A 24,787-nucleotide genomic window follows, 5' to 3' on the forward strand; every position below is an offset into this window, starting at 1 on the left:
AAGAGCTGACCTTGAAATGACCTACGGATTTTTGCTGGAGTCGATATGGCATCCGCCGCTCGCGTTCGCGGAGGCGGCGTCCGTGCCGCTGCCGCCGGAGCTGGAACTGCAGGCGCTGTGGTTCGGCGGGGCGTTCGGCAGGCACTTCCGGACGACGACGGGGAAAAGTGTGAGGATCGTGCAGTTCGGCGGGTGGAACCGTGGCGCGGGGCCGGATTTCATCCATGCCGCCGTGGAGATCGACGGCGAGACACGCACGGGACCGCTGGAGCTGGACCCATCGGCGGCGGATTGGGATGCCCACGGGCACGCGGAGAATCCGGATTTCAACGAGGTGGTGCTGCACGTGGTGTTCCAGTCGGACGCGCGCCGCATCCACACCCGCACCAGCGACCACCGGGAGGTGCCGCAGGTGGTCATTTCGGAAACCCAGCTGTCCGACGCGCTGGGCCGGCCGCAACGGGAGGTGGCGATCGCCCATCCCGGGCGTTGCGTGGCCCCGCTCAAGGGGCTGCCCACCGGCGCGGTGGAAAAGCTGATGGGCGAGGCGGCCACGCATCGCGCCGAGCTGAAGGCGGCGCGCTGGCTGCGCATGGAGGACGCCCACGGGCGGGACGCCGCGCTTTTCCAGGCGACGGCCGAGACGCTGGGATACCGGGGGAATTCGCTGGCCATGCGGTTGCTGGCGCAGCGGGCGCCGCTTTCCCTGCTGCGGGCGGATCTGGAATCCGCCGAGTCCATCCTGTTCGGCCTCGCGGGGTTCCTTTCCGCGGACCAGCACGAACTGGCCCCCACGGACACGCGCGACTACCTCCGCACGCTGTGGGACACGTGGTGGCACATCCGGGGGAGATTCGAAACGGCGGAGAGCCGGCGCATCCGTTGGAAAACCTACGGCCAACGCCCGGCGAACCACCCGCACCGCCGGGTCGGCGCGCTCGGTGCCCTGGTCAGGGTCTGGCCGCAATACCGCAGGCTCGCCCTCGCCCGGCCGTTCCAGGCGAAGCCGGTCATCGATTTCCTCCAGGAACTGGAACACGGGTTCTGGGAGCACCGGCACACGCTGGAGTCCGCCCCATCCGCGCAGCGCATCGCGTTGTTCGGCAGGACCCAGGCGCTGGAGCTCATCGCGAACCACCTCGCCCCGCTGGCGATGCACGAGGGCGGCCTGAGCTACAAGTCCTACTACAAGCTGCGCAACTCCGCCGCGAACGACAAGGTGAAGCGCTGCGGCCTGCGGCTCTTCGGTTCGAAAAACGCATCCTCCCCGTGGATGCGGCGGGTGTGCCACCACCAGGCGCTCATCCAGATCTACCAGGACTTCTGCCTTGAGGATTCGTCGGATTGTGAGAACTGTCCCTTCCCCGAACAACTGGCGCAGTGGCGCTGAAAATTTTCCCGACCATGAAGATCCAACTCAACGGAAACCCCCACGAAATCGCAGCCGAACTGACCGTGGCCGCCCTGCTGGAAAGCATCGGCTTCGGCGGAAAACCCTGCGTGGTGGAGCTGGATGAACAGGCGGTTTTCCCTCGCGACTTCGCCAGTGTGGCGGTGACGGACGGCGCGCGTGTGGAGGTGGTGACGCTCGCCGCGGGCGGGTGAGGGACATTGATGGCGGCGACCCATTTGACAAGGCCGCACAGCGTTGTGAGGTTGCCGGATCATGAAGCGTAAAAAACCTGACGAATGCGAGGTGGGGGATCATTTCCCGGATGTCGAGGACGGCGTGAAGCCGCATGATTTCGAGGACGACACCATCGCGATGTTCCATCCCATCGCGCCGACGGCGGAGGAAATGGCGGCGTCCGGAATGCTGGAGTGGGAACAGGAGACGTGGCTTTTCCGGAAGGAGAAATCCACGGAGGGAGCGGGCGACGTGTGGGTCCGCATGAGGTAAGGTTTCGGTTTTGTCGCCAGCAGAACCCTGTCATACCAGTTTCCGAAAATAAAGTGACGATTGGAGCGGGCGAAGCTTTTGGACTGCGTGCAGCTTGCTGCAGCTTTCCGTAGTCAGCTTGCTGACACGGCGGAACCACAAAGAATCATTGATTGCTTCTGGTTGCTCCGCAGGGCTTTCGCATAAGGGGAGGCGCGCTCTATGAATTCGAACCTCCGTCCCGGCCAGCGAGCTGGCAGATGAAAGCGGCAGCGAGCTGCACGCAGTCCACGGAGCCGCGACTCGGGATCAGAGTCACCTTATTCTTGAAAACAGGTGTCGGCGGTCCGAGGCGGGCACTCCTTTCTCCGCACTGCGCTCCGTCCTCCTTCCTCTCCTTCGCGACCTTCGCGGTGAATCTTATATCCTTGCGATTTGCCTGAGCCGGGTGGTTGCGGCGGCCTGACGCAATTTACCGGGGATCCACGACCTGGCCGAAGGCGATGTCATGGCCGTCCAGGTCCTGGATGCCGAATTCGCGGCAGCCGTAGGGTTGGTCGCACGGGCCGTAGTCGATCTTCGCTCCGTTCGCCACGAATTCCGCGTGCAGCGCGTCCGCGTCGGACACCCAGAAATAGGCGTTCCACAGGTTGTGGGAGACGGTCCAATGGGGGACCACGTCCTTCGCGTCGTCCGCCTGCTTGAGCATGAGATACATCCCGTCCCGGTGGAGGATCACGAAGTCCGGCGGATCGTTGTAGAACCGGTCGTAGGCAAAACCCATCGCGTCCCGGTAATGGTTCGCGGAGGCGACGACATCACGCACCAGAAGAATGGGCGCGCTGGCGGTGAGTTTCGCTTTGGCATTCATGTCGGTCATGGCGGAACGTCGGGAAATTATCGAATCCGCCTGGCGAAGACAAGCACGCGGGTCGTCGAAGATTTACCGCGGAGGAAATGATCAATGAGAGATGAGGGTGAGCGATGATCGATGAGTGGCAGAGGGGGAAATCGAAACGCGGAGGACGCCGAGCGCGCGGAGGAAGAAGCTGGGGAATTTTGAGGGCGGCTGGGGATGTCGAAGTGATCCACTTTGGATTGTTTCACGTTACGGCACCGCAGAGGAGAGGCGATCACGTATCGCCTCTCCATGGCCGTGTCGTTTGCAACGGAGGGTGACGCATTTTGCGAAAGAAGGCCCGTCCATCAGCGGTCCATCAGGAGGCAAGCCGCTGGAAACGAGTGGATTTCATGGGTTGGCACATCCCTTGCGATGGCTGCGGGAGCTTTTCGAGGATCCGGAGACGCCGGGGATGCGAAACAATAGAACCAATAAACAACCCACGAACTCCATGAAACCTATCACCTATCTCAGCAGTCTTCTCTCCCTCGGCCTGATGTTGCCCCTGTCCGCACAGGTGACCAAAACCACCGAGACCACGGAAACCACCCGCAGCGGAAACGGTGCCGTGACGCAGACGACGACCACCACCACGCAGACATTCAATCCGGAAGCCCGCACCAAGGTGGTCACCTACTTCGACCAATACAAGACGAGCCCGCACGGTCTCCCACCCGGCTTCGTGGGCAAGGTCCATGTGAAGGAAATCCCCACGGCATGGCGGACCACCCGCATCGCCCCGGGTGTGGTGATCACCGAGAAGGAGCGCCCCTATCTCGTCTCCGCCCCGGCCGAGCTGGTGAGCGTCCTGCCCGCTCCGGCGGAAGGTGTCCGCTACTATGTTGCTGGTAGCAACGTGGTTTCCGTGGACGGTTCCTACAGGATCGTCGATTCCGTCCAGATCCCTTCCATCAAATACAGCGAGGATGAGGACCAGATCGAGATCGAGTCCAAGGACGGCAGGAAGACCACCAAGGTCGAGGTCGACAAGGACGACGGCGAGGTCGAGATCAAGGAAGAGGAGGACTGAATTCCCTTTTTTCCGCCATCCACGGCCGGGAGGCATTGCCGGGAGGAGCAGCCCGGCCGCGGATGCGGGCCCCGGGGGCGGGTTTTCAACCGAGACCCGCCGTCAGCGCTTCGGCGTGAGAAGTCTCTGCCAATCCTTGTCTCCAATGAGGGGCATCAGGGTGTCCGGAGGGGCGGTGCCGCCATAGCGGCCGGATGAGGAATAGGTCCACCGCTTCTGGTAGTCCATGAAGCTGTCACCGGGCTTGGGCTGCGGTTCTCCGTTGGGTCCCGGTGAGATGGAGAGGTTTTCAAACGCCAGCCTGGTTCCGTCGCCCGTGGGTTTGTAGATCCGGAGGAAGTAATCCTCCTCGCCGAGTCCGGCGGTGCTGCCTTTGATCTGTTGGACCAGCCGGTTCGAAAGAAGTCCGGCCTTCGCCCCGCAGATCGCCCGCACGCCATCGATGATCCGTTGTTCATCGGCCTGCGCGCCGGCCTTGTCTCCGGGGATCAGCCAGACCATTTCGTCATCGCTGATGGTGAACCCGCTCATGGCCGCCTTTTTCCTTTCGAAAAACCGCCGGAACGCCTCATCCACCAACTCCTGGGTCCGGTCGATCTGCGAGTCGTCCAGGCCGAGAATCCGGAGATCCGCCGCGTTCACTTTCATTTCCGTGAGGACGACACAGTCGAGCCGGTCCGCCATGGCGGGAGGCAGCACGTAATTGCCCTCGGCGTCGATGGTCAGCGGCAATTTTTTCTCCCGCACGCGGGCGGCGCGCAGGGGAGTATCCGTTGTTTCGCCAAGCCTGTCGTCACCTTGGCGGGGCGGTCCGGGCGATGACTGCTTGATGGAAGCCACACCAGAGCGCGACGGCGTCACCGTCAGATGGCCGAAGCCAAGACCAATGCCGAAGGCGGCGAGCGCGGCGACGGATACCGGGAGTTTTCGGGCCTTGGACATCACTTCAGTGGGAGGAGGTGGGACAGGGAGTCCGGGACTTCCTGGGACCTGAAATACCGCGATCCCTCGTGGGATCCCGAGTCTTTCAGTTGGTTGAAAAACGCCTCATCCGGGGCCGCCCCGTTCAGGCGGGTGGATAGGAAGTCGATGACCTGGTAAACCGTGTGTCCGTCCCGCGAAGGGCTGATTTTCACCAGCCGGTCCAATGTGCCGCAGCCGGCGGTGAGGACGTTCAGCATGCCGGTTCCCGCGTTCGACTGGCGGGAGGGGCTGTAACCATCGGTCAGGCGGTAGTGAAGCAGGGGAGAGAGTTCCGGACCTGCGATTTCCGAAACGCGGTTCCTGAGATCCTGCCACTCCTGTTCAGAGGTCGCGGGATCCGTGTGGGGGATGTGGAGCAGGATCTCCCCACCTGAGTTCGCAAGGATTTTCCGGGTGGCCGTTTCCCTCTGCCGCCAACGGAGGACGGTCGAATCGATCGTGGACTTCAGCTCCTGGATCTGTGGTTCCCGCAGACCGAGCAGCTCGCATTCCTTGGGATTGAGAGCGGTGCCATCCATCAGTTCCACCCGGATCCGTTGCAATGCCGCGGGTGGGACGATGAAATGGTCCGCGAGGGCGGGTGGCGGGGTGGTGTCATCTTGCGGCGGGCGCTGTCTTGCCTTGAAGGACGGTGGGGCGCTTCGTTCCGCCGGGGGAGGTGGGGGTGTCGTTTCAAGATGTTTTCCGCCCGGGTTCGGGCCAGGCATGGATGGGGTCAATAGGCGTCCGCACACCACACCTGAAACCAGGGCAAGACCGACCCACAATGGATTTCGGAAGCGGGTGAGGCCGGAGGCGCGCATCAGGTGAAACATTTTAAATGTGCCCGTGCGAGTCAATGAAACACACCGGGATTTCACCGGGACCGGCGGTCACTTGTCCTCAAACGGCTTGTCCGCCGCGCCCGTCCAGCGTTGCAGGGTGAGGGTGGCGGTCTGCTTGCCGTCGCGCTTGCCATCGGTGGCGAGGTAGAAAAGCCCGTCACCGAGAGCGGCGATGCCGACGTCCGCCTTTTGATACCATCCGCGCACACCGGTCGCCGCATCCTGTTTGCCGATGGGTGAGAGCGGGAGGGAGAACGTGCCCGCGTCGGTTGTTCCGACCGGAGAGGGGAGGGCGACGGCCTCCACGGAGAAGAGGGTGTAATTCGGAAACGAGGTTTTTTTACCGGCGTAGACTCCCATCAGCCAGCGCTGGCCGGTGTGGTCGTATTCGAGATTCTGCACCCCGTAGGTGGTGTTTCCGGTATGGATGAAATATTTCCCGTCCGCCGCTTCCGGCCCGCTGCGGTGCGGGGCCGCCTCGTCAAGCGGGCGGGCGTGGCGGGCGAGCCAGTCCGAGGCATCATATTGCAGCAGGATCTGGTCGTCGTTGTCGGCGCGGGCCGTATTACTATAAATACCGTAGGCGACGGTGAGGTATTGCTTTCCCCCTGTCCGTCCGAAGCGGGGGCCGAAGCTCACCCCGTCGATCCCGCTGCAGCCGTGGCGGTGGTCCGGGGTGTCCGCCTTGTCCCCATCGAAACGGCCGTCCGCGTTCATGTCCGCGGAGTAGTCCTTCACGACCTCCGCCAGGTGCACGGTTTGAAAGATGTCGGAATCCTGCGCCTTCATGTCCGTGCGGTCGATCCTGCCGCCGTCGATGATGGCGATGTAAAAGGCGTTCTCCGCCTTGTATTCGAGCGACCCGTAGATCCGTCCGTTGGTCTCATCGATGTCGAGATCGCCGAGATGCCCGGTGAATCCCCCGATGGTGCCGATCACGTTTCCCTTGAAATCGATCTTCACCAGCAGCCGGGTGAACGAGAGGTAGATGTGTCCGTTCCGGCGATCCACGGCGATGCCCTGGACGTGTCCCGCCGGCCATGCTCCGGCGTCGATCACGGCAGGTAGATCCACGGGTGGCGTTTCGGCCCGGGCGGGTCCGGCGATGCAGGAGAGAAGGGATAAAACGAGGGAGAGGGCGGACTGGCGGGAATTCATGTCGGATGTGGGGCGGTCGGGCGATTGGCGGGAAAAGAGCTTTTCCGTGTGCCGCCTGGCGCGGAGGTTCGATCTGGAAGGAGTTTTTTAAGAAGGCGGCGGATGGTGGCCAAGGCGGATACGGTTACCGTCTCGTAACACTTCCGGAAAATCGCGGATGCCGCGAGTCCGGATTTTTCCGGTCGACGCGGGAAGCGCGATGAAGCGCGATGAAGCGCGGACTCCGGAATCCTCCAATGGCCGCGCTGCGGATGCCCGCCACAGGTGATTTTTTCCGCCGGAAGGCATATCCATACAGGCGCGGTGAAGCGCGAATAACATATCTATTTTTAATAAAGAAAAAGCCCATGATTTTGATCGATTTTCATGGTGGTTTATCTATATATTGCCGCGGCGGTGATCGCGCTTTTTCCTCCCGGAAGAGGGCGGTTGTTGCGTTCCATTTCCGTTTCCCCGCCTACATGAAAGCCGTCTTTTCCAATGATCTCCCTATCTGACACGCCATCGCCCGCCGGACCCGCCGCCTCCCTGACCGCAACCCTCGAAAAGGTCATCTGGCAGGTATGCAAATCACCGGACCATCTCCCCGAGGAATATGGGGAATGCCGCCGGACCTGGCTCGATCACAATCCGGGATGGCGTCTCGAACTCGTCTCCAATTCGGAGAGCCGCTCGCTGTTCGCGGAGCTTCTGCCGGAATATCTCGATGTGTTCGACTCATTGCCGCTCGGCGTCATGCAGGCGGACATGTGGCGCTACGGCGTGCTGCTGGTCCACGGTGGTTTCTATGCGGATGTGGATACCTATTGCCTCACGCCCATCGGCACGTGGCTCCCTCCGGAGGACGAGGGCATGCTCCACCTCTCCGGCGAGGGCGGGACACCATGGTTCTGCCAATGGGTGATCCCGTCTCCGGCGGGACACCCGGTTCTCCGGGTGGTGCTCGATCTGATCGCCGAACGCGTCCGGGCGGACGGTGGCGTGGACCTGGAGCGGGACGACTGCGTCCACTACTACACCGGGCCGGAGGTCTGGTCGGAAGCGGTCCGGCGGACGCTTGGCACGGATCTGTCGATCGAGGAAATACGGGAGAACCAACATCTCGCCAGATCCGCCGGCGTCATCGTGCACCCGACGCGGTTTTTCGCCCATCAGGTGGTGCGCCACGGCTACGCGTCATTCACCTGGGGACGGCGGGGATACGTTTCATGGCGGGATGACATCCGGAGCAGGTTCCTTGAACACAGTGAACCCCGTGCCGCGCTCCTTAAAACGTTGTTCATTCCGCGCGCCTGTCCCTGGTTGAAACGCTACGGCGCGGAAAACGACGCGGCGTTCGTGCTCAGCGAGGAAATTCTGGGGAAAAGCGCCTACCTGCTCGCTCTGGGAAAAGACACGGAATTCAACCGGCAGGTAGCTTCCGCCGGGACGAGGGTCATTTCCACGCAGGATCTCCCGGCCGGGACGGCGGAAGGGCTGGAGCCATGGGTGGAGGCATGCGGCAGGCTCGTGCGGGACATGCCGGAGGACGGGGCAACGGCCCGCCCGGATCTCCCGGATTTTTCAATGAAGATGGATGTGGAGGGGCGCGAATATGGGCTGCTGGACGATTGTCCGCCGGAAGTGCTCGGACGCTGCGCCCAACTCGCCATCGAGTTCCATCACCTGCCGAACTGCGGAGTGCTCGACGGGGTGGGAAGCAGGTATTCCTGGGAAACCCGCGAGGCGGTGGTGAGGAAACTGCTGGAGACCCACCACCTCGTCCACCTGCACGCCAACAACTACGGCGGACTCATCCATGGTTTTCCCGAGGTGGTGGAATGCCTGTTCGTGAACAAGAAATGGTTCTCCGCCGAGCCTGCGGTCTGGGCCACCGCCAGTCCCCGGGCGGAGCTCGACCGACCGAACCGCCGCCATCACCCGGAGCTGGTCCTCGCCTGGTGGATGGACCAGGGCTGCGGGACACCCCGTCGATCCATCTCCGCCGCCTGAGCCCGGTCTCTCCCCGCCGCCCATGGGGCCTGACATGGTCCCGAACCTGCCCGGTGCGCCAGCGTGCCGGGCCGGGTGTCATTTCTGATCAGGATTCCCCGTCGTCATCCACCAGCTCCTCGATCAGCGTCAGATCCGCCTGCTTTCCCTCCTTGAGGTCGCCGAGCACGCCCTTCCTGATTTCATCCGTGAGGACGAAGGCACCGAAGCCGTCGCCTTTGATCGAAATCACCTTTCCCTCATCGATGGTCACCACCACCTTGCCGATTCCGCCGAGGTCGGCCTTGGATTTGCCGGTGATGAAAACGTCTTTCGGCAATGACGCATCGGTCCGGTTCCCGAGAGCGACCACCTTGATCTTGCGCGTGGCATCGCTTGTCTTGAAAGTGATCTCGTAAGACTTCTTGTCATCCGCGACCTTCACGGAGTCCAGCACCTTGGCCGCGTCATCCATGACCACGATCGTCAATCCGGTGGGATGGACCTGATCCTTGGCAGCGTCTTCCGATCGGGCGTATCCGCAGACGAGCGACAGGCAGAGCAGGGGTATCAGTTTTTTCATCACTGCCATCGTGTTCCTCCCCTCGTTCCTGTCAAGGAGTCAGAATCCGGCCAGCCCGCATGCCTCCGGTCTTTCCGGGCGGGGAAACCTGCCGGACAGGGACACCCCTGAAGCCTGGATTCTCTACCGAGACATCGGCGCGGCATCCGTCCCGAATCCTTGGGATTGTTGAAAAATCACGAGAATCGTCATTTTTCAAACAACGTGGCATTTTTCCCTTGCCACATGGCGGTCCTAAATCCCAAGGTCCGCCCGCGTCCGCAAGGAAGCAAATCCGGCGTAGCTCAGCGGCAGAGCGGGTGACTGTTAATCACTAGGTCGTTGGTTCGATCCCAACCGCCGGAGCCACTTTCAAAAGCCTCAACCTCAAACGGTTGGGGCTTTATTTTTTTCCATCAAATCCGCTGTAGGCACTTTTTGTAGGCACGTGCGCGCATCCGCGAGCGGGTGGATGGGTCCATCGGAAACCGCTACGAAATCCGCGACTCTGACGGCAGGGAAATTGCACCTGCCCGCACTGAGAGTCACCACCGCCGATGTCAGGACCGGGATGGAGCCCGGGACCTCCTCCGAGGTCTGCCGGAGAATTCCTACGGTTGCCGAAGGTCATCTGGGCCGATGGAGGTTACAGCGGAAACTAAGTACGGCAGACCGGTCGCCTATCGGCAGGGAAGTCTCAATCAGCCAGAATCTCCCGCGCTTCGGGGGTCAGACGGAACGGAATGGCGTCGATGGGAACGATCAAGCCCTCTTTGGTCCTGACCACGTTGGCGGGCCGCAGATCGAACACAGCCACGTCCTCACGGATGAATGCGAGCGAGTCGGCATAGCCTATGGAAAACCGCGCAGGAAGCGGCTGGAAGCCGAGTTCGGCCATGAGGAAAACAATCTCGTCCGGGGTGGCGTCCTCCCCGCGAATATGAGGCTGCCGGGTCACGATTCGGGGCCGGTGGCGTTCCCCGGCCACACCGACGAAAGAAACCCGGTCGGCGAAAATTTCGTTCTGTAATAGGAGCCTTTCCAGATATTCCAAGGGAAGCGCGGGCTCCAACGCGGGGGCTCCGAAATTGAAGGTAACCACGTAACCCGCCGCGGCAGGCTTGGTAAACTTGAGCCACGTGCGGCTTTCCTCGATGAACGTCAGATCGTGCTCCCTTCCGCCTTCCTTCAACGGTTGGAGCCCTTCGAAGAAGCATCCCGATCCTTCGGCCCACTCGACGAGTCGCCGGAAACTTTCGTCATAAAGCGACCATTCGTCGATTTCGCCATCCGGTCCACTTGGGCGTAAGCGTCCCGCGAGCTCGTTGCAGGCGTCGCAGAGCGGGCGGTCGCGATCCGGTTCAGATAAGCGTTCTGTTTCATTCAACTGCCGCCATGGTAGCCCCTTTCGGCTGGCGCCTCCAGTCAAAATCCTAGAGCCGCACTCAGAAACCGACGCGCCCTCGCTTTTCACGCTGCCGCGATCATCCACCGGCCTCCCGATGCGGCACAGGTAGAAGGTTTCCGGCAATGGATACAACATAGCCGGGAGTGGTTTGCTTTCAGAGGGCCTGTTGCCGTTGGGTTGCCGTTACGGGAACGGTTTGCCATCGACTTGAACCTCTCTTCAGGTTGAAGTGTGGCGGACTGAACCTCGTTTGAACGGCGTCCGAAGTTTGCCACTCCGCCGTTCATTCCGGGCCGGCGAGGTGACCATCCATCGGCAAATGCCATTCGAAGGCATTCTGGATCAATAAAATGAAAAACGTCGACGATATCATATCGATCACCGGACCACGTATCCGGGACGCGGTGAGCAACTTTCTTATCCCGTTGCAGACAACCCGCGTCGTGGGCCGAGAGGCTTTTGGCGAACTCCATTCTTGTGTGAAGGAGCTTGCAAAACAGTTGAAAGGCCACGATTTGGTTCCCAAGTCGCTTCTGAACGAGATTTATGGGACCATGCAGACGTTGAGAAACGAAGCGCCTTATTTTAAAGGTGAAACATCGACACTGGAGGATATGGCGAACCAGCTGGAGATGTCGCTTGGCCTGATTTTGATCGGAGAAAGCCATGAAGACCGGGCTTCCGGTGTGCCACGAATCATCTGATTCGTCACCAGTTCACCACAGCCCGGCAAGTCATCAAGGTGCGTCCCTCAAGTGCAGCAGGAGGATGCGGCGGACTTCGGCGATGGCTTGCGGGTTCTGGTGGGCGCTGTGGCCGGAGGGGACGATTTTTTCGGAGAGGGCGCCGTCGAGATGGGAACTCCAGTAGGGCACCACTCCGTCGCTGGAATGAGGAGTGTCGCCCTTGCCGCGGTCTCCGATGATGGAGTGGTATTTCTCCTCCCGGGCGATGGGGATTTTGCCGATGGCTTTCACAAACCGGTTGTTGGGTGCCAGCGTGTCGATGCTGCTGGGCGCGCGGTCCAGCGTGAGGGCGGTGGCGTCCAGGGTGATCACATTCACCAATGCGTCGCGGGTGTCCGCCAGCAGTCTCGGGACGCGGACGAGGCGCGAGAACAAGCGGCCGAAGGAGTTGATGGCGATCTCGCTGCCACGGTGGGGGGTGGAGATGAAGATGGTGCGGGAGATGTCCTGGCGATGCCTGAAGACCAGCGTTTCCTCAAGCTGGCCGCGGAATTTCCCGGGGATGACCGTTTCTTCCGGAGGTTTGCCGAAATAAGCCCGCCAGAGGGTGTCGCCGGAATCGGTGAGCATCAGCCGGGCGATGTCTCCCCCCATGCTGTGGCCGAGCATGACGACGGGCTTGTGGCCCGGGAATTGTCTGCCGATGGCGTCGAGCTGGCGGCGCAGGAGGGTGGCGGAGTAGGGATAGGGGTAGCCGCTCGGATAGCTGAAGACCCAGAACTGGCATCGCTTGCGGATGACGGGGTCCGCCCGGAGTTCGTTCAGCATCGGGGTCCAGGTCGCGGGGGTGGAGTCCAGTCCATGGACCAGCAGGACGGGAACACGTTCGGGATCGTAGAGCTGGAGCCGGGTGAGGCGGGCGGTGTCCGCGTAGCGCTCGGGATCGAGCAGCCGCACGAGGCCGAGTTTCTCCACCTTCTGGTGATCCAGCAGCAGGGCCAGCGGCGTGCTGTAGTCCGCCGCGAGGGGGAATGTGCGGCCCTTGAGGGTTACCTCGTCCTCGCGGAGGCTTTCGTGGAGGACGAGGTCGGCGCGGTCGCCCTGGAAGGATATCGTCACGGTGGCGGTCCCGTACATGGTGGTCTCGCTGAGGGTATGCTTGAGGCTCTTGTCGGGGTGTTTCACCACCACCGCGACAGGCGCGCCCACGCCATCCTTTTTTTCGAGGGTCTTGAAATAGGTGCCGCCGACGTTGAAGGCATCGACGGAAATCATCCGGTAGTTGGAAGGCGTCAGGCGGGGCTCTGGCCGGGCGAGGCTGGCACGCAGCCGCCATGCGCCGCCGGTCCCCGGAACGAGGACAGGAGCGGCCCATGGATCGAGCCCGGCCTTGTCGATGGCATCCACGGCACGGGCCACGGCGTAGTTGTAGGCGTTGAACGTGGCGGGCGAACGATCGCCGGCCATGATGCGGTTCTCCATGGCACGGGCGGAGGAGAGCGCGAAACCCAGCGAGCCGGCGGGATCGCGTTTTGCCAGTGCCATGGTCCGGCGGTTCTCTTCCGCGACCTCCGCAGGCACGTCCTCCGGAGGACGCGGCACGTGGTTTTTCACCGAGGTGGTGGAGGCGCAATGGCAGAGCAGGAATACGATCGAAAGCGGGGCGATGAATCTCGGTGGGTTCATGGGGAAGGGAACGGGTTCAAGGGTGGAAGATGGCGGGGCCGCAGGCGTTGTTGAAAACGGACGACGACGGGCCACCAGAGACGGAAGGTGGAAACGGCCAGGATGAGCGACGCCAGCCCGAGGGCGGTTTCCCGTCCATGGGCGCGGAGATAACGCGAAGCCCTGCGGGAAAATGGTTCGGGGGGCGGGGGAGGGACGAAAACCGTGAAGGCGCGCGGCGGGAACTCCACGGTCTGCAGCGATTTTTTCGCCGGATCCCACCAACGCACCCGGTAGGCCGGAATGACAAAATTTCCTCCGCCCTTGCAGACGTAGGTGATCACATCCACCCGGCCGCCCCGGAGTTCGCCACGGTCGCTGGCATCCTCCACGAAGGGCGGCTTGCGGTAGATGGCGAGGCCCGGGATCCTGTCGTCCGGAAACGGCGGGAATGCCATGCCGGTGAGATCCGATGCGGACCAGGTGATGGTTCGGACAAAGGCATCGCCCGGCTTCGCCCGCTTTCCCGGCTCGGAGCTCCATGATTCCGATACCTTGAGATCCGCCGAAGTCACCGTCGCCCGCGCGGCATCCCCCGGAGGCACTGAGACTTCGAAAGCAAGGGCGGCGACCGACACGGATGCCGCGACGGGATCCTTGTCCAAGGGCGCCCGCTTGAAAGAGAACCGCGCCTGGAACGGAGGGATTTCGATTTTCCCCGGGCGGTGGGGGAACACCATGAGTTCGTGACGCTGGAGGGTGAATGTCCGGTCACCCCGGGTTTCACTGCTCACCACGGGAGAGCTGACGGGTGGGACGATCAGGCAGCCGGGAATCTTCGGCAGGTCGAATGCGGGGGCTCCCGTAAAATAGCCCGGGGCGAGAAGTTCCACCACGAGCGTGACCTTCTGGCCGGTCCAGATTTCTCCTTCCGTGCCGATGCGGGCCCGGGCGAAGGGTTCTTCTTCGCCACGGGTGAATGGCATGGAGAGCAACAGGATGATGAGGAGCCGCATCATGGTGGGGGAGGGGCTTGGGAGGTCCTTGCCTGGGCCTGCCAGGCGAACTTCGCCTTGAGGAACTGCGCCGGAGTTGTCTTCACGCTGCGCAGCCAGGTGGCTTGCAGGGCGGCGTCGGAGGCGTCTCCGTCCAAGGGTTCACGGTCCTTGTCGTTTTCGTTGCCGCCTTTCCCATCCGTCACGATTTCGTCCGGGTCATAGGCATCGGCAGATTCCTGATCGCGGTTCTTCCCCGAGGCGTCCATGCGGTCATGGCGGGCGATGGCGATCGCCTTGTTTTCCTCCGCCTCCTTCCAGTGTGGGCGGATGGAGAGCGCGCGGTCATAGGTCGCGATGGCGCGTTCATACTGGCCGTGCATCAGCCATGCGTTGGCGGCGTTGTAGAATCCCTCCGCTCCCGGGACGCGGGCGAACGTGCCCGCCGCCGCCTCGAACTGTCCGTCGCGATATTGGGCCACGCCCCTGCGGAAGGCGTCCTGATAAGCGACAGCCGCCTGCTGATAGAGATGTCGCCGCATCAGCCGGTCACCGCGCCGGTCGTCCGATTCCCAGAACTGCGGGTTCCGCAACGAACCCGCGCCAAGCGTGATGGCAAGGAGGAGAGCCGCGGTCTGGAGGGCGCGTTTCATGCTTTGGCGGCGATGGGAACCATCCAGCCCCTGCGGAAAAAGGGTTGGATCAGAAGCAGGAGAAGCGGGACCAGCAGGTAGCCGCCATCGCTCCAGCGCGTGTCGCCGCCGCCCGTCACCGCCGGAGCGAATTTCGCGGCACGTTCGAGGGCGTCGATGTCGGAATCGTCCGGGCGCAGGAGGACCACCTCCGCGTCTGCAGCGGAGGCGGCGGCTTCGAGAGGACGGGTGTCCGGAAGCGGCGCGAGCAGCCTGACCGCATGTCCCGTGCTTCCGCTCCATTTTTGAATGGCCGGAATTTCTCCGGACGCGACCTCGTCGGTGATCCAGAGGATGGAACCTCCCCCGGCTTCCCTCAATGAAGCCGAGGCCATGGCCAGGGCCTCCGCCGCCGCGTCGCCCTCCTCCGGCATGATGGAAGGATCAAGCGCCGCGGCGAAGCTTTCCACGATGGCCGCGTCCGTGGTGGCGGGCATGACCAGATGGGCGCTGCCGGCGTAGGCGATGAGAGCGGTCTTCGAGCCTCCCCGGCGCGACAGGAGATCGTGAACCTTCTGGACCGATCGGGTGAGACGGTCCGGAGCGATGTCCTCCGTGCGCATGGATGGGGAAATGCGGATGACCACGGCGAGGGCCGCCACATCGTCGGCGAAGGGCGAGGGTTCCCTCCGCCACGACGGTCCGGCCAGGACGACCACCGCGACCAGCCAGCCGCACAGGATGAGCCACCACGGTCCGTCGCGTTTTTCCGATGCTCCCGCCTGGAGGAGATAGGGGGCCAGATGGTCCGCGATGATGCCGCGCCATGGCATGCCGGCATCCGACGAACGGCGCATGCCCCACAGCAGCAGGGCGAGGGGAGCGAGGGCGAAAAACCACGCCGGGCGGAGGAAATGGAAGTCATGGATCATGAAACCAGGGGGACCTCCCGCCCCTCCGTGATGGGTGCCCGCGCGGGGCGGAATCTCAAGGTCCGCATCAGGACGAGCACCGTCTGATAGATTCCGGAAAGAACGAAGGCGGCGGCGATGAACCAATGGTGGACGTCCCGGCGCGGACGGCGGCTGACCGTTTCCGTGGAGAGGGTTTCCAGCGCGTCGAGTTTCTCATAAATTTGTTCGAGCTGCCTGCGGTCGGAAGCGGCGGAATAAATGCCTCCGCTTTCAGCAGCCACCGCCTGGAGCGTGGGCACGTCCAGCGCCTCCTCTCCCGCGGCACGCGGATCTCCGACCGAGACCGTGTGGATCACGATGCCCTTGCCCTTCGCGATTTCCGCCGCCTTCGCGGGTGGAATGCGGCTGGCGGTGTCGTTTCCATCCGTCAGCACGATGAGGACCTTCTGCTTCATCGTGCTCCGTTCGAAGAGGGTGATCGCGAGGCCGATGGCGTCGCCGAAGGCGGTCTGCGGCCCGGCCATCCTGACCTGCGCCTCATCCAGGAGCTGGCGGCACACCTTCAGATCGGTGGTGAAAGGGGCTTGGACGAACGGAGCCGTGCCGAAGAAAAGCAGGCCCACACGATCCCCCTCGCGTTTGGAAAGGAATCCATCAAGCACCTGCTTCACCGCGGTGAGGCGGTCGGCGGATTTCCCGGACGCATCGGTGAAATCCTTTGTTTCCATGGAGCCGGAGAGATCCACCGCGATCATGAGATCGCGCGTCGGCAAGGCCTTCGAGACCGGTGGCTCGATCCACTGCGGTCTGGCGAGCGCGACCACCAGGCAGAGCCAGACGAAGGGCATGACCCACCTGCGGCCCAGGGTGCCAACCGGCACCGATGCTCCCTCGCCGGGTTGGCGGCCCGTGACACGCGAAAGCCTGTCGAGAAACGGCACATGGAGCGAAGGGCGCGGTTCGCGATGCGGAGGCAGCAGGGCGCGCGACAGCAGCGGCAGGGGCAGCACTAGCAACAACCACGGGGACGCCAGCGTGATCACGGCGCCACCTCCTTCCGGTGGCGGATGATCCACTCGCGTGCCGCGGTCTTCAGCCGCACGAGATCCGCCTGCCCGGCGGGCGCGAAGGCGATGCTTTCCAAATGACGGGCGGGTCCCTTCAAAAACAAATCCATTCCCGCGGTGCGGTCCAGAAATGCCAGCCAGTCCTTTCCCGTCAGATGCGCGGTCTGCTCGCGAGGCCACGCGGCCAGCGCCGCACGCTTGAGGATGGCGGACCACTCGGCGGGCGGCGTGGCGGGATCATCCAGCAGGGCCAGCGCCTCGCGCCGGTAACGATCCGCCTGCCACCTCATGAAACGGGAGACCAGGAACATCAGGCAAAGGACCGCGAGAACCGCCAGCAGGATCATCCAGCCGGGCGCGGGCGGCCACCACGGCACCGGCGGCGGAAGCACCAGATCGTGCAGGCGGTCCAGACTGGCGGGGTCTTCTTTCATCGGCGGACGCGGGTTCCCAGCAATCTCCGGATCTGCGGGGCGACATCGGATGCGGTGCTGACCGGAAGCAGCGGCACCTCGCGCTGGAGCAGGTAGCGCCGGGCGGTTTCGAGGTGTTTCTGGAAGTCCTCGCGGAAGGTTTCGCGCAGCGCGGCGTCCGAGGTATCCACCTCCAGTTGGAGGCCACCGCTGGCGAAAACACGATTCCCCGCGGTGGGGAGCTCTCCCTCCAGCGGATCATGCACCAGCGCGACCACCACGTCGTTGTGCGCGGCGATGCGGCTGAGGATCGCACGGGTTTCCTCATCCGATCCCTGGCCGTCGGAAATGAGAACGACGAGGGCCTCATGCGCGACCAGCCGTTCGGCGCGTGACAGTGCGGTGTTGAGCATTTGCGGACCCGGCACGATGCCACGGTCGATTCCCAACGAACGGTTCCGCTCCACCACGGCGGAAAGCAGACGCATCACCTGAGGAGGACTGCCGCCGGAAGGAACCACCGTCAGGTCCGAATCCCCGAATACGATGCCCGAGACCCGGTCCTTCGCCGCGATGACCCTCCAGGCGGAGAGCGCGGCGGTCTCCGCGGCGGTGACGGATTTGAAGTTCTTGCGGCTGCCGAAAAACATGGAGAGACGCTGGTCCACCACCAGCACCACCTCCCTGGCACGCTCCTCGGTGTAGACGCGGATGTGCGGGGTGCGGGTGCGCGCGGTGACCTTCCAATCCATCTGGCGGACGTCGTCGCCCGGCAGATAGCGGCGGATTTCCTCGAAGTTCAGGCCCCGGCCGCGCAGGCGGGACGCGTGTTTCCCCGCGAGCACGGAGTTGAGCGGCTGCGCGGGCAGCAGGCTGATGCCGCGGGACTTGAACCGCAGCCGGACGAGCTCCCCCATGTCCGCGTAAACGCCCGGCACCGGCGGTGGGGCGGACGGTTTCACGGACGGCAGGATGGCTTCGTTCATGGGAATCGGATCATGGGACGGCCACCAGTTTGAGCAGGGAGGAAAGCAAGTCGTCATTGCTCTTCCCTTCCGCGCTGGCGTCGTAGCTGGGAATGATGCGGTGGCGAAGGCAGTCCGCCGCGACGGCCTGGACGTCCTCCGGGATGACGTGGCCGCGTCCTTCCAACCAGGCCCGGGCGCGGGAGGCGCGGTCCAGCGCCAGGGTGCCCCGGGGACTCGCGCCCACATGGATCCAGCGGCCGAGGTCCTTGTCATACCTGCCGGGATTCCGTGTCGCGGAAATGATCGAGACGATGTAGCGGTCGATCGCTTCGGTGGATTTCACCGCGCCGACCTCCTTGCGCGCGTCGAAGATGACCTGCTCAGGCACGGGCGCCGCCGGGATTTTCATCCCGCCCGCCGCATCCTCGCCGCGCACCAGCCGGAGGATTTCCAACTCATCCTCGTCGCCGGGCTGGTGGATGAAGATGTGCATGAGGAAGCGGTCCATCTGCGCTTCCGGCAGCGGGTAGGTGCCCTCCTGCTCGATGGGGTTCTGGGTGGCGAGCACCATGAAAAGCTCCGGCAGCTTGTGCGTGGTTCCGCCGACGGTGACCTGCCGTTCCTCCATCGCCTCCAGCAGCGCCGCCTGCACCTTGGCGGGCGAGCGGTTGATTTCATCCGCCAGGACGAGGTTGCCGAAGATGGGGCCTTCCTGGAACTGGAAGCGGCCCTTGCCTCCTTCCTCGAAATAGATGTCCGATCCGGTCACATCCGCCGGCAGCAGGTCCGGCGTGAACTGGATGCGGCTGAAGCGGCTCTCGATGTTCATCGCGAGCGTCTTGATGGCACGGGTCTTCGCAAGGCCGGGCAGCCCTTCCATCAGGACGTTGCCATTGGTGAGGAGCGCGATGAGCAGCCGTTCGATCACCGCGTCCTGGCCGATGATCGATGCGGCGACGCGTTGCTTCAGGTCGAGGATCTTTTCTCGTGCGCTCATTTCACCTCCTCGAAGTCGGCGGGTTTCCAGGTTCCATCGAACGCGGCTTCTCCGGGTCCGTAGATGCGGAAGTAGGCGAACCATCCCTTGCCGGGGATCGTCCTGATCCATACCTTGTCTTGTCCCTCCGGAGCCTGAGGTCCGAAATGAAGCTCCGTCACGCCGCTTTGCGGCTCGTCCTTGAGTTCGAAGAGGGACCGCAGGGCGGCTTTGCCCTGTTCCGTCGCGATCTGGCTGCGGGTCTCGGCATCATAGACCGTGACCGACCAGAAAAGGTGCGCGGGCACCGGTTGCGGGACGGAGAGTTTGTAGGTTTTGCCACCCTCCAGAAATGCCCCGGTCCGGTCGCGCTGGGCCAGCCAGTAAAGCGAGCCGGCCTTCGTGTCCCGCCGGAACATGGCGGGCGAGGAGCCGATGGCCTGGAAGAACCACTTGTCCCTGGCATAGGTGTCCACGTGGTGGGTGGCGTTGAAATCGCCGTCCTCGAAACGGAGCGCGGCCCACTCCCATTTCCGGTCCGGCCAGACGATGCGGTCGGCGCGGCGGTCCGCGAAGGACTCCACGCGCATCTGCGCGTTCGCGGTCCGGGCGGCTTCCGTGAGGATGTCCTTCATCCGGGAGTCCGGTTCGAAGGGCCTGCCCTTTTCGATCCCCAGCGCGGCCAGCTCGCCATAGGCGTCACGATATCCGTCGAAGGGAGGCTCGCTCTGCACGACATCATTCAATGCCTGCCAATACTGGAAATTGGTTTCCCACGCGAGCGGGGTGGTGTCCTGGGGAATGGGCGTCAGGTCCTTCCAATCGGATTCACTCTTGTCCGGTTCTCCATCCAGCGGACGGACCTTGATCGTCTTGATGCGTTCGACCGCCTCGGGGACGTTTCCACCCACGGGCAGGGAACGCACGCCGACCAGCATCCGGAACGTCGTGGAACGCGCGACCCGGTAGCCCGCGGGGTCCCCGCCCTTGTAGCCGGGAGGGAGGAAGACCACCTTGTCACCCTTGCCTGCCGAGGGGCCGGGCACGCCGAGATCCGCGACCCACCGCTGGTTGAGGTCCATCGCGATGCAGATCAGCGGCCCGGCGGGCAACTCCACCACCATGGGGCCATCCGTGAGGTCGAGGAAAAGCGGCGCGTAAGGGGTGTCCGAGTTGAGCGTGTAGCCGACGTGCCTGGGCTGCGTGTCGAGCGTTCCCGAAGATTTGTTGGGGAAGATGCCGAGCTTCTCGTTGCCCTTGAGGATCGCGTAGCCGGACACCGTCGGGTAGAAGATCCGGTAGGCTTGGATGGCGCGGTTCAGGTCCAGGCTGTCGTAAGCCTTTCGGACCGTTTCCTGCGTCGGATAGCCGCCCTTGAATTCAAAGGTCTGGGCTCCGGAGGGTAGCGGAACGAGCAAGGCCGAGGCGGCGGAGAACGCGCCGAGGAAGGTTCTGGTTTTCATGGATGTGTTGGATTTTGAAATGGAATCCCGGGAAAAAGCGGGCTCGGGGGTGTCATTTCACCTCCTCGATGTCCGGCAGTTTCCATTCCTTCGCGAACAGTTCCTTTTTCGGTCCGTAGAGGCGGAAGAGGACTTCGAACCGTCCCTTGGGATCGGTCGGCACCCAGTTGGATTCCTTGCCCGCCGGAGCCACCGGAGCGAAAAAGATGTCCACCGAGCCGTCGGCGTTTTTCGCCACCGCGCCATCGTTCGAAGCGAGGCTGGGACGGGACATCCCCTTGATGAGCGCATGGGTCGCACGGTCGTAGAGCGAGGCCGACCAATATTGCTCGACCGGCGCATCCCCGGGAACGGTGAGGCGGTAGGTCCTGCCACCGTCGAGCGCCTTGCCCGCCTTGTCCGAAATATTGATCAGGTAGAACTGGCCTCCGCCGAAGACCTTCGGACTGAAGTAGGCCATGTGGTACATCACGGCGCGGCCATCCAGACCATACTCGTTCGGATTGGCGAAGTGGCTGCCCAGGCCGTCCACCGTTTCCCTCGGGACCGGCACCGACCAACGGGTTCCTTCGTAGAACGCGGGGGTGAAGCCGCCCTCATACTTCAGCCCGATCACCTCCCTGGCTTCCCGCACCGCTTCGGTGAGGATGCGTTTCGTGATTTCCGAAGGGTTGAACGCCTTGCCTTTTTCGATGCCGAGCGTGCGCAGCGAGTCGATCATCACCTTGTCGCGTGTGAGCCACGGCTCGATCTGCACGAAGCGGTCGAGCAGTTCGAAAAAGGAGGCGTCGTAGGGGATCGTCGCATCGAAGGGCTTGTCGAAGGCATCCACGAAAACCGTGGAGTCCTGATCGCCGCCGAGCGGATAAACCCGGACGCGCTTGCCATGGTCGACCGCCGCCCTGATGTCGGCCGGACTACGGCTCTTGAAATTCGACCGAAGGATGACGAATCCCCGGTAGGTCTCGGATGGCAGCACGATGTAACCCTCCGGCACTTTTCCATCATAGCCGGGAGGGGTGATCAAGTACTTCGCTCCCTTGCCCTTGTCGGCTCCGGCGGGGCCGATGTCCTCCAGCGCGTTCTGCCACGCGACGTCGAAACTGCCGACGATCACGTGGTCGGCATCGGCGGGAGGGATCTCCACCACCACGGGGCCGCCGCGCGTGTCGTAGAACGGGTTCAGGTAGATCGTGTCCGGATTCGGCGTCAGCGTCTGGTTTTTCCAGTTCACCGGTTGTGACCAATACACCACCTGGTTCGCCTTCGCCCCGCTGTCGAGGGCGGCCTGGAGCATGCGCTCGTAGTTGACGGCGGGGATGCCCCAGATGACGGCCTCGACCGCACGCCGGTGGATGGACCGTTCGGTGAGTTCCTGAGGCGTGGTTTCCGCGGCGGATCCGGGTGGGACCATGGCGGACGAGGCGACAAGCAGGGCGATGCAAATGGGGATCTTGTTCATGTGTTCTGATGATGGAGGCAAGGCGGGTTGAAGTTTCCTTTGGCAGGGCCGCCGGCGGGGGGGCGGCGGAGTTTTCAAAATCTCCGGGCCGCAACCGCGGACCGGAGACGACAATTCCACGGACCCCGCCCGGTCCCGTGGTCAATGACGTCGCCGCATGGCGAACAACGCGAATCCCGTCATCATCAGGACGGCGGACGACGGCTCCGGCACCACGTCGAACAGGAAACCATCGCTGAGGTCGCCGCCGGTATTGAACGGAGGACCGGTGTAGAGGGTGGTCGAACTGCCGTCGCTCTGGTTGATGATTCCGTAATTGTTGGAAGCAAGGCGGTATCCATAGAGGTCCTGTCCCGAAACATCGAAGAAGATCCCGTTGAAGCGGGTGCCCGCCGGATTGATCACTCCCTGATTGGTGAAGCTGGAGCCGTCGGCGGTGGAGAAGTGCCAGAGGCGGTCATCGTTCACGCCTCCGACCCCGTCCTGGTTGAAACCGCTGATCCACAGGTCTCCGTCGCTGTCAAACGCCAGATCCCCCAGATACATGGTGTTGGTTCCCGGCAGGTTGATGGTGGTGCTGGTCTGTATGTTTCCGCCGACGGAGGCGAAATCCACCTTCACCAGCGAATCCAGTCCGTTGATCAAGGTATAATAGGAACCGTTGTAGAACCCGCCGCCATAAAGTTCCCGTCCGACGCCGAAGCCGATGGTGCCCACGTTCACCGCCGCCGGTGCCGTCACTTCAAGGCCGTGTTGGAGGACGAGTCCCCCGAGACTGACGGCATAGAGCGTGTGGTTCGCGGAGGTTTCTCCATCGACGAAAAGGAGACGCTGGCTCCCGGGATCGTAGGCGAGGGCGTTCCCGGCGAAGTTCGTCGGGAGTCCGGTCGCGGAGATGGATCCCTGGAGCGTGGGATTATCCACGGCGAACCAGGTGAGCTGGCCGCCCTGGATTGAAAAGGCCACTTCGAGGACCGTGGCGGATTGAACCGTCGCGGTCAGCATCATGAATCCCAGAGGGATCATTTTCGCATAGCTTGATTTCATATGGATGGGTTTCTGTCGGTTTGTGTTTTCCTGATCGGAGCATTTCATCACCAGATCACGCCGCACGTTGTCCGATCGCTGTCATGTACGGACGGCATCTGCTTTTCGCGTTTGTGTTTCATGGGGAGAATTTCCTTGATCGGGGGAACCGGGGAGACCCGGCCATCACCTACTTGCCCTTGATGCCGGCTTCGAGTTTTTCGACCACCTGGTCGATGGAGAACGACGCCGGTTTCTGACGCGGCGGAAAGTCCTTGTAAGTCGAGAGGTAGGTCGAGACCTTGGATACGGCGGGCAGGATCATGTAGGCGTGGTCCATCAGCCAGCCCTTGTAATATGCGGACGCGTCGATGGAGTATTCATAGGGATCGCTCTTGAGGTCGATGAACTGCAGGGTGCGCAGGATGGTCATGGGTTCGATCCAGACATCCACGCCGATGGCGCGCTGTTCCATGAAGATATATTTGAAGCGGTCGTCGCGCATCGCCATCAGGTCTCCGTCGTCGCTGAAGTAGAAAAACTCGTGACGCGCTCCTTTTTCGGTTTTCCCGGTGAGGTAATCGAGCTGGTTGTAGCCATCCAGATGAACCTTGAAGGACTTGTCCCCCAGCTTCACGCCCTTTGTCGCGTTCTCGCGCAGGTTCGGATCACCACCCGCGGCGGCGGCGAAGGTGGTCAGCCAGTCTTCCGCCGAGAAAAGTTCGGTGAAATTGGTCCCCGGCTTGATATGGCCGGGCCAGCGGACGAGCGCGGGAACTCGGAAAGCTCCGTCCCAGTTGGTATCCTTCTCCGAGCGGAACGGTGACGCGCCGCCATCCGGCCACATGCTCTTCATGGCGCCGTTGTCCGAGCTGTAGAGGACGATGGTGTTGTCGGCGATTTTCAGGTCGTCGAGCTGCTTGAGCAGTTCTCCCACCTGGCCGTCGTGCTCCACCATGCCATCCGCCTGGATGCCCAGTCCGGTCTTGCCCTTCGATGCGGGCTTGAGGTGGGTGAAGACGTGCATGCGCGTCGCATTGAACCAAACGAAGAACGGCTTGTCGGCCTTGTGGCTGCGATCGATGAAATCCTTCGCGGCGGCTAGGAATTCCTCGTCCACCGTTTCCATCCGCTTGATGTTGAGCGGACCCGTGTCCTCGATCTTGCCGTCGGCGAAGCTATGGAGCACGCCACGCGGGCCGAATTGTTTCTTGAATTCGGGATCCTTCGGGTAGTCCTCGTTCTCCGGTTCCTGCTCGGCATTGAGGTGATAGAGGTTGCCGTAGAACTCATCGAAGCCGTGATTGGTCGGCAGGAACTCGTCGCGATCCCCGAGGTGGTTCTTGCCGAACTGCCCGGTCGCGTAGCCGAGCGGCTTGAGAACCTCGGCAATCGTCGGATCTTCCTTTTGGATACCGACCTTCGCCCCCGGCATGCCGACTTTCGTCAGCCCGGTCCGGAAAGGACTCTGGCCGAGGATGAACGCCGCGCGACCGGCGGTGCAGCTCTGCTGGCTGTAGTAGTTCACAAACACGCCGCCCTCGTTGCCGATGCGGTCGATGTTGGGAGTGGTGAAACCCATCAGCCCGCGCGAATACGCGCTGATGTTCGTCTGGCCGATGTCGTCACCGTAGATGACGAGGATGTTCGGCTTCTTGCCCGTCTGGGCGGAAGCCGTGGCGGCGGCCGCGACCAGGGCGGCCACGGTGAAGCGCGCGACGCGCAACGCGTGGGAGAGTCCGCGCGGGCCGGACGACGCCGGTTGCATGGTGTGTGCTGGTGTTTTCATGGTATTTTACGATC

At 62.9% G+C, this 24,787-nt stretch carries 24 protein-coding genes and 1 tRNA gene; 7 read left to right on the plus strand and 18 right to left on the minus strand.

The features are described 5' to 3' along the window. Nucleotides 1–16 precede the first annotated feature (16 nt). The 3 genes from JIN84_RS00385 (at nucleotide 17) to JIN84_RS00395 (ending at nucleotide 1,900) form a co-directional block, all read left to right on the plus strand. Nucleotides 17–1,390, plus strand: a complete 1,374-nt coding sequence (locus JIN84_RS00385) for a DUF2851 family protein (RefSeq protein ID WP_200349030.1) — start codon at nucleotides 17–19, stop codon at nucleotides 1,388–1,390. A gap of 14 nt (nucleotides 1,391–1,404) precedes the next feature. Continuing rightward, nucleotides 1,405–1,605: a sulfur carrier protein ThiS gene (thiS, locus tag JIN84_RS00390; protein WP_200349031.1), complete on the plus strand. Its 201-nt coding sequence runs from the start codon at nucleotides 1,405–1,407 to the stop codon at nucleotides 1,603–1,605. Between the two features lie 61 nt (nucleotides 1,606–1,666). Further along, the gene (locus JIN84_RS00395; protein WP_200349032.1) at nucleotides 1,667–1,900 is read left to right on the plus strand and encodes a hypothetical protein; all 234 of its coding nucleotides are present in this window, start codon (nucleotides 1,667–1,669) and stop codon (nucleotides 1,898–1,900) included. Between the two features lie 451 nt (nucleotides 1,901–2,351). Here the strand turns inward: JIN84_RS00395 and JIN84_RS00400 are convergent, their stop codons facing one another. Beyond that, on the minus strand, nucleotides 2,352–2,759 hold the full coding sequence (locus JIN84_RS00400) for a VOC family protein (RefSeq protein WP_200349033.1): 408 nt from the start codon (nucleotides 2,757–2,759) through the stop codon (nucleotides 2,352–2,354). A 472-nt stretch (nucleotides 2,760–3,231) separates the two neighbouring features. On the opposite strand from JIN84_RS00400, the gene JIN84_RS00405 reads away from it, so the two are divergent. Next, nucleotides 3,232–3,810, plus strand: coding sequence for a hypothetical protein (locus JIN84_RS00405; protein WP_200349034.1), 579 nt, complete (start codon nucleotides 3,232–3,234; stop codon nucleotides 3,808–3,810). A gap of 102 nt (nucleotides 3,811–3,912) precedes the next feature. Here JIN84_RS00405 and JIN84_RS00410 read toward each other — a convergent pair whose 3' ends face one another. From JIN84_RS00410 to JIN84_RS00420, 3 genes are all read right to left on the minus strand, one after another. After that, entirely contained in the window at nucleotides 3,913–4,752 is an 840-nt protein-coding gene (locus JIN84_RS00410) for a hypothetical protein (RefSeq protein WP_200349035.1), read from the minus strand. Next, nucleotides 4,752–5,501 (minus strand): hypothetical protein, encoded by a 750-nt coding sequence (locus JIN84_RS00415; RefSeq protein ID WP_200349036.1) that lies wholly within the window; start codon nucleotides 5,499–5,501, stop codon nucleotides 4,752–4,754. The genes JIN84_RS00410 and JIN84_RS00415 overlap by 1 nt, the downstream gene beginning before the upstream one ends. Nucleotides 5,502–5,666: 165 nt before the next feature. Then, entirely contained in the window at nucleotides 5,667–6,776 is a 1,110-nt protein-coding gene (locus JIN84_RS00420; protein WP_200349037.1) for a hypothetical protein, read from the minus strand. Between the two features lie 480 nt (nucleotides 6,777–7,256). Between JIN84_RS00420 and JIN84_RS00425 the strand changes: the two genes are divergently transcribed. Then, nucleotides 7,257–8,768 carry a glycosyltransferase gene (locus JIN84_RS00425; RefSeq protein WP_200349038.1) on the plus strand — a complete coding sequence of 504 codons (1,512 nt, stop codon included), beginning with the start codon at nucleotides 7,257–7,259 and terminating at the stop codon, nucleotides 8,766–8,768. 88 nt (nucleotides 8,769–8,856) lie between these two features. Here the strand turns inward: JIN84_RS00425 and JIN84_RS00430 are convergent, their stop codons facing one another. Continuing rightward, entirely contained in the window at nucleotides 8,857–9,330 is a 474-nt protein-coding gene (locus tag JIN84_RS00430; RefSeq protein WP_200349039.1) for a hypothetical protein, read from the minus strand. Between the two features lie 273 nt (nucleotides 9,331–9,603). Between JIN84_RS00430 and JIN84_RS00435 the strand changes: the two genes are divergently transcribed. After that, nucleotides 9,604–9,678, plus strand: a tRNA-Asn gene (locus JIN84_RS00435). A 328-nt stretch (nucleotides 9,679–10,006) separates the two neighbouring features. Here the strand turns inward: JIN84_RS00435 and JIN84_RS00440 are convergent. Then, nucleotides 10,007–10,852, minus strand: a complete 846-nt coding sequence (locus JIN84_RS00440) for a putative polyvalent protein kinase domain-containing protein (RefSeq protein ID WP_200349040.1) — start codon at nucleotides 10,850–10,852, stop codon at nucleotides 10,007–10,009. 215 nt (nucleotides 10,853–11,067) lie between these two features. On the opposite strand from JIN84_RS00440, the gene JIN84_RS00445 reads away from it, so the two are divergent. Further along, entirely contained in the window at nucleotides 11,068–11,421 is a 354-nt protein-coding gene (locus tag JIN84_RS00445) for a hypothetical protein (RefSeq protein WP_200349041.1), read from the plus strand. Nucleotides 11,422–11,454: 33 nt separating this feature from the next. Here the strand turns inward: JIN84_RS00445 and JIN84_RS00450 are convergent, their stop codons facing one another. From JIN84_RS00450 to JIN84_RS00505, 12 genes are all read right to left on the minus strand, one after another. Continuing rightward, the gene (locus tag JIN84_RS00450) at nucleotides 11,455–13,089 is read right to left on the minus strand and encodes an esterase/lipase family protein (RefSeq protein WP_200349042.1); all 1,635 of its coding nucleotides are present in this window, start codon (nucleotides 13,087–13,089) and stop codon (nucleotides 11,455–11,457) included. Next, a complete protein-coding gene (locus JIN84_RS00455) occupies nucleotides 13,086–14,087 on the minus strand; it encodes a BatD family protein (RefSeq protein ID WP_200349043.1) in 1,002 nt (333 codons plus the stop codon). Before JIN84_RS00455 ends, JIN84_RS00450 begins: the two co-directional genes overlap by 4 nt. Then, nucleotides 14,084–14,716 (minus strand): tetratricopeptide repeat protein, encoded by a 633-nt coding sequence (locus tag JIN84_RS00460; protein ID WP_200349044.1) that lies wholly within the window; start codon nucleotides 14,714–14,716, stop codon nucleotides 14,084–14,086. The genes JIN84_RS00455 and JIN84_RS00460 overlap by 4 nt, the downstream gene beginning before the upstream one ends. After that, nucleotides 14,713–15,627, minus strand: coding sequence for a VWA domain-containing protein (locus JIN84_RS00465; RefSeq protein WP_200349045.1), 915 nt, complete (start codon nucleotides 15,625–15,627; stop codon nucleotides 14,713–14,715). Before JIN84_RS00465 ends, JIN84_RS00460 begins: the two co-directional genes overlap by 4 nt. Then, nucleotides 15,624–16,685: a VWA domain-containing protein gene (locus JIN84_RS00470; RefSeq protein ID WP_325099537.1), complete on the minus strand. Its 1,062-nt coding sequence runs from the start codon at nucleotides 16,683–16,685 to the stop codon at nucleotides 15,624–15,626. Before JIN84_RS00470 ends, JIN84_RS00465 begins: the two co-directional genes overlap by 4 nt. After that, entirely contained in the window at nucleotides 16,649–17,110 is a 462-nt protein-coding gene (locus tag JIN84_RS00475; RefSeq protein WP_200349046.1) for a DUF4381 domain-containing protein, read from the minus strand. The genes JIN84_RS00470 and JIN84_RS00475 overlap by 37 nt, the downstream gene beginning before the upstream one ends. Beyond that, a complete protein-coding gene (locus JIN84_RS00480; RefSeq protein ID WP_200349047.1) occupies nucleotides 17,107–18,075 on the minus strand; it encodes a DUF58 domain-containing protein in 969 nt (322 codons plus the stop codon). Before JIN84_RS00480 ends, JIN84_RS00475 begins: the two co-directional genes overlap by 4 nt. Before the next feature lie 10 nt (nucleotides 18,076–18,085). Continuing rightward, nucleotides 18,086–19,054: an AAA family ATPase gene (locus JIN84_RS00485; protein ID WP_200349048.1), complete on the minus strand. Its 969-nt coding sequence runs from the start codon at nucleotides 19,052–19,054 to the stop codon at nucleotides 18,086–18,088. Further along, a complete protein-coding gene (locus JIN84_RS00490) occupies nucleotides 19,051–20,496 on the minus strand; it encodes a DUF1254 domain-containing protein (RefSeq protein ID WP_200349049.1) in 1,446 nt (481 codons plus the stop codon). Before JIN84_RS00490 ends, JIN84_RS00485 begins: the two co-directional genes overlap by 4 nt. A 52-nt stretch (nucleotides 20,497–20,548) precedes the next feature. After that, complete coding sequence (locus JIN84_RS00495; protein WP_200349050.1) at nucleotides 20,549–21,958, minus strand: DUF1254 domain-containing protein; 1,410 nt, start codon at nucleotides 21,956–21,958, stop codon at nucleotides 20,549–20,551. Between the two features lie 141 nt (nucleotides 21,959–22,099). Next, entirely contained in the window at nucleotides 22,100–23,005 is a 906-nt protein-coding gene (locus JIN84_RS00500; RefSeq protein ID WP_200349051.1) for a PEP-CTERM sorting domain-containing protein, read from the minus strand. Nucleotides 23,006–23,174: 169 nt separating this feature from the next. Continuing rightward, on the minus strand, nucleotides 23,175–24,752 hold the full coding sequence (locus JIN84_RS00505; RefSeq protein ID WP_200349156.1) for an arylsulfatase: 1,578 nt from the start codon (nucleotides 24,750–24,752) through the stop codon (nucleotides 23,175–23,177). Between the last annotated feature and the right edge of the window lie 35 nt (nucleotides 24,753–24,787).

Origin of the sequence: Luteolibacter yonseiensis (assembly GCF_016595465.1) — a bacterium.
Classification (GTDB): Bacteria; Verrucomicrobiota; Verrucomicrobiia; order Verrucomicrobiales; family Akkermansiaceae; genus Luteolibacter; species Luteolibacter yonseiensis.

Coding starts and splice junctions, on each gene's coding strand:
- thiS (WP_200349031.1), top strand. CDS start 1,405: ATGAAGATCCAACTCAACGGAAACCCCCACGAAATCGCAGCCGAACTG.
- JIN84_RS00505 (WP_200349156.1), bottom strand. CDS start 24,752: ATGCAACCGGCGTCGTCCGGCCCGCGCGGACTCTCCCACGCGTTGCGC.
- JIN84_RS00410 (WP_200349035.1), bottom strand. CDS start 4,752: ATGTCCAAGGCCCGAAAACTCCCGGTATCCGTCGCCGCGCTCGCCGCC.
- JIN84_RS00465 (WP_200349045.1), bottom strand. CDS start 15,627: ATGATCCATGACTTCCATTTCCTCCGCCCGGCGTGGTTTTTCGCCCTC.
- JIN84_RS00420 (WP_200349037.1), bottom strand. CDS start 6,776: ATGAATTCCCGCCAGTCCGCCCTCTCCCTCGTTTTATCCCTTCTCTCC.
- JIN84_RS00500 (WP_200349051.1), bottom strand. CDS start 23,005: ATGAAATCAAGCTATGCGAAAATGATCCCTCTGGGATTCATGATGCTG.
- JIN84_RS00425 (WP_200349038.1), top strand. CDS start 7,257: ATGATCTCCCTATCTGACACGCCATCGCCCGCCGGACCCGCCGCCTCC.
- JIN84_RS00480 (WP_200349047.1), bottom strand. CDS start 18,075: ATGAACGAAGCCATCCTGCCGTCCGTGAAACCGTCCGCCCCACCGCCG.
- JIN84_RS00430 (WP_200349039.1), bottom strand. CDS start 9,330: ATGAAAAAACTGATACCCCTGCTCTGCCTGTCGCTCGTCTGCGGATAC.
- JIN84_RS00395 (WP_200349032.1), top strand. CDS start 1,667: ATGAAGCGTAAAAAACCTGACGAATGCGAGGTGGGGGATCATTTCCCG.
- JIN84_RS00450 (WP_200349042.1), bottom strand. CDS start 13,089: ATGAACCCACCGAGATTCATCGCCCCGCTTTCGATCGTATTCCTGCTC.
- JIN84_RS00485 (WP_200349048.1), bottom strand. CDS start 19,054: ATGAGCGCACGAGAAAAGATCCTCGACCTGAAGCAACGCGTCGCCGCA.
- JIN84_RS00460 (WP_200349044.1), bottom strand. CDS start 14,716: ATGAAACGCGCCCTCCAGACCGCGGCTCTCCTCCTTGCCATCACGCTT.
- JIN84_RS00495 (WP_200349050.1), bottom strand. CDS start 21,958: ATGAACAAGATCCCCATTTGCATCGCCCTGCTTGTCGCCTCGTCCGCC.
- JIN84_RS00400 (WP_200349033.1), bottom strand. CDS start 2,759: ATGACCGACATGAATGCCAAAGCGAAACTCACCGCCAGCGCGCCCATT.
- JIN84_RS00445 (WP_200349041.1), top strand. CDS start 11,068: ATGAAAAACGTCGACGATATCATATCGATCACCGGACCACGTATCCGG.
- JIN84_RS00455 (WP_200349043.1), bottom strand. CDS start 14,087: ATGATGCGGCTCCTCATCATCCTGTTGCTCTCCATGCCATTCACCCGT.
- JIN84_RS00490 (WP_200349049.1), bottom strand. CDS start 20,496: ATGAAAACCAGAACCTTCCTCGGCGCGTTCTCCGCCGCCTCGGCCTTG.
- JIN84_RS00385 (WP_200349030.1), top strand. CDS start 17: ATGACCTACGGATTTTTGCTGGAGTCGATATGGCATCCGCCGCTCGCG.
- JIN84_RS00405 (WP_200349034.1), top strand. CDS start 3,232: ATGAAACCTATCACCTATCTCAGCAGTCTTCTCTCCCTCGGCCTGATG.
- JIN84_RS00415 (WP_200349036.1), bottom strand. CDS start 5,501: ATGCCTGGCCCGAACCCGGGCGGAAAACATCTTGAAACGACACCCCCA.
- JIN84_RS00475 (WP_200349046.1), bottom strand. CDS start 17,110: ATGAAAGAAGACCCCGCCAGTCTGGACCGCCTGCACGATCTGGTGCTT.
- JIN84_RS00440 (WP_200349040.1), bottom strand. CDS start 10,852: ATGTTGTATCCATTGCCGGAAACCTTCTACCTGTGCCGCATCGGGAGG.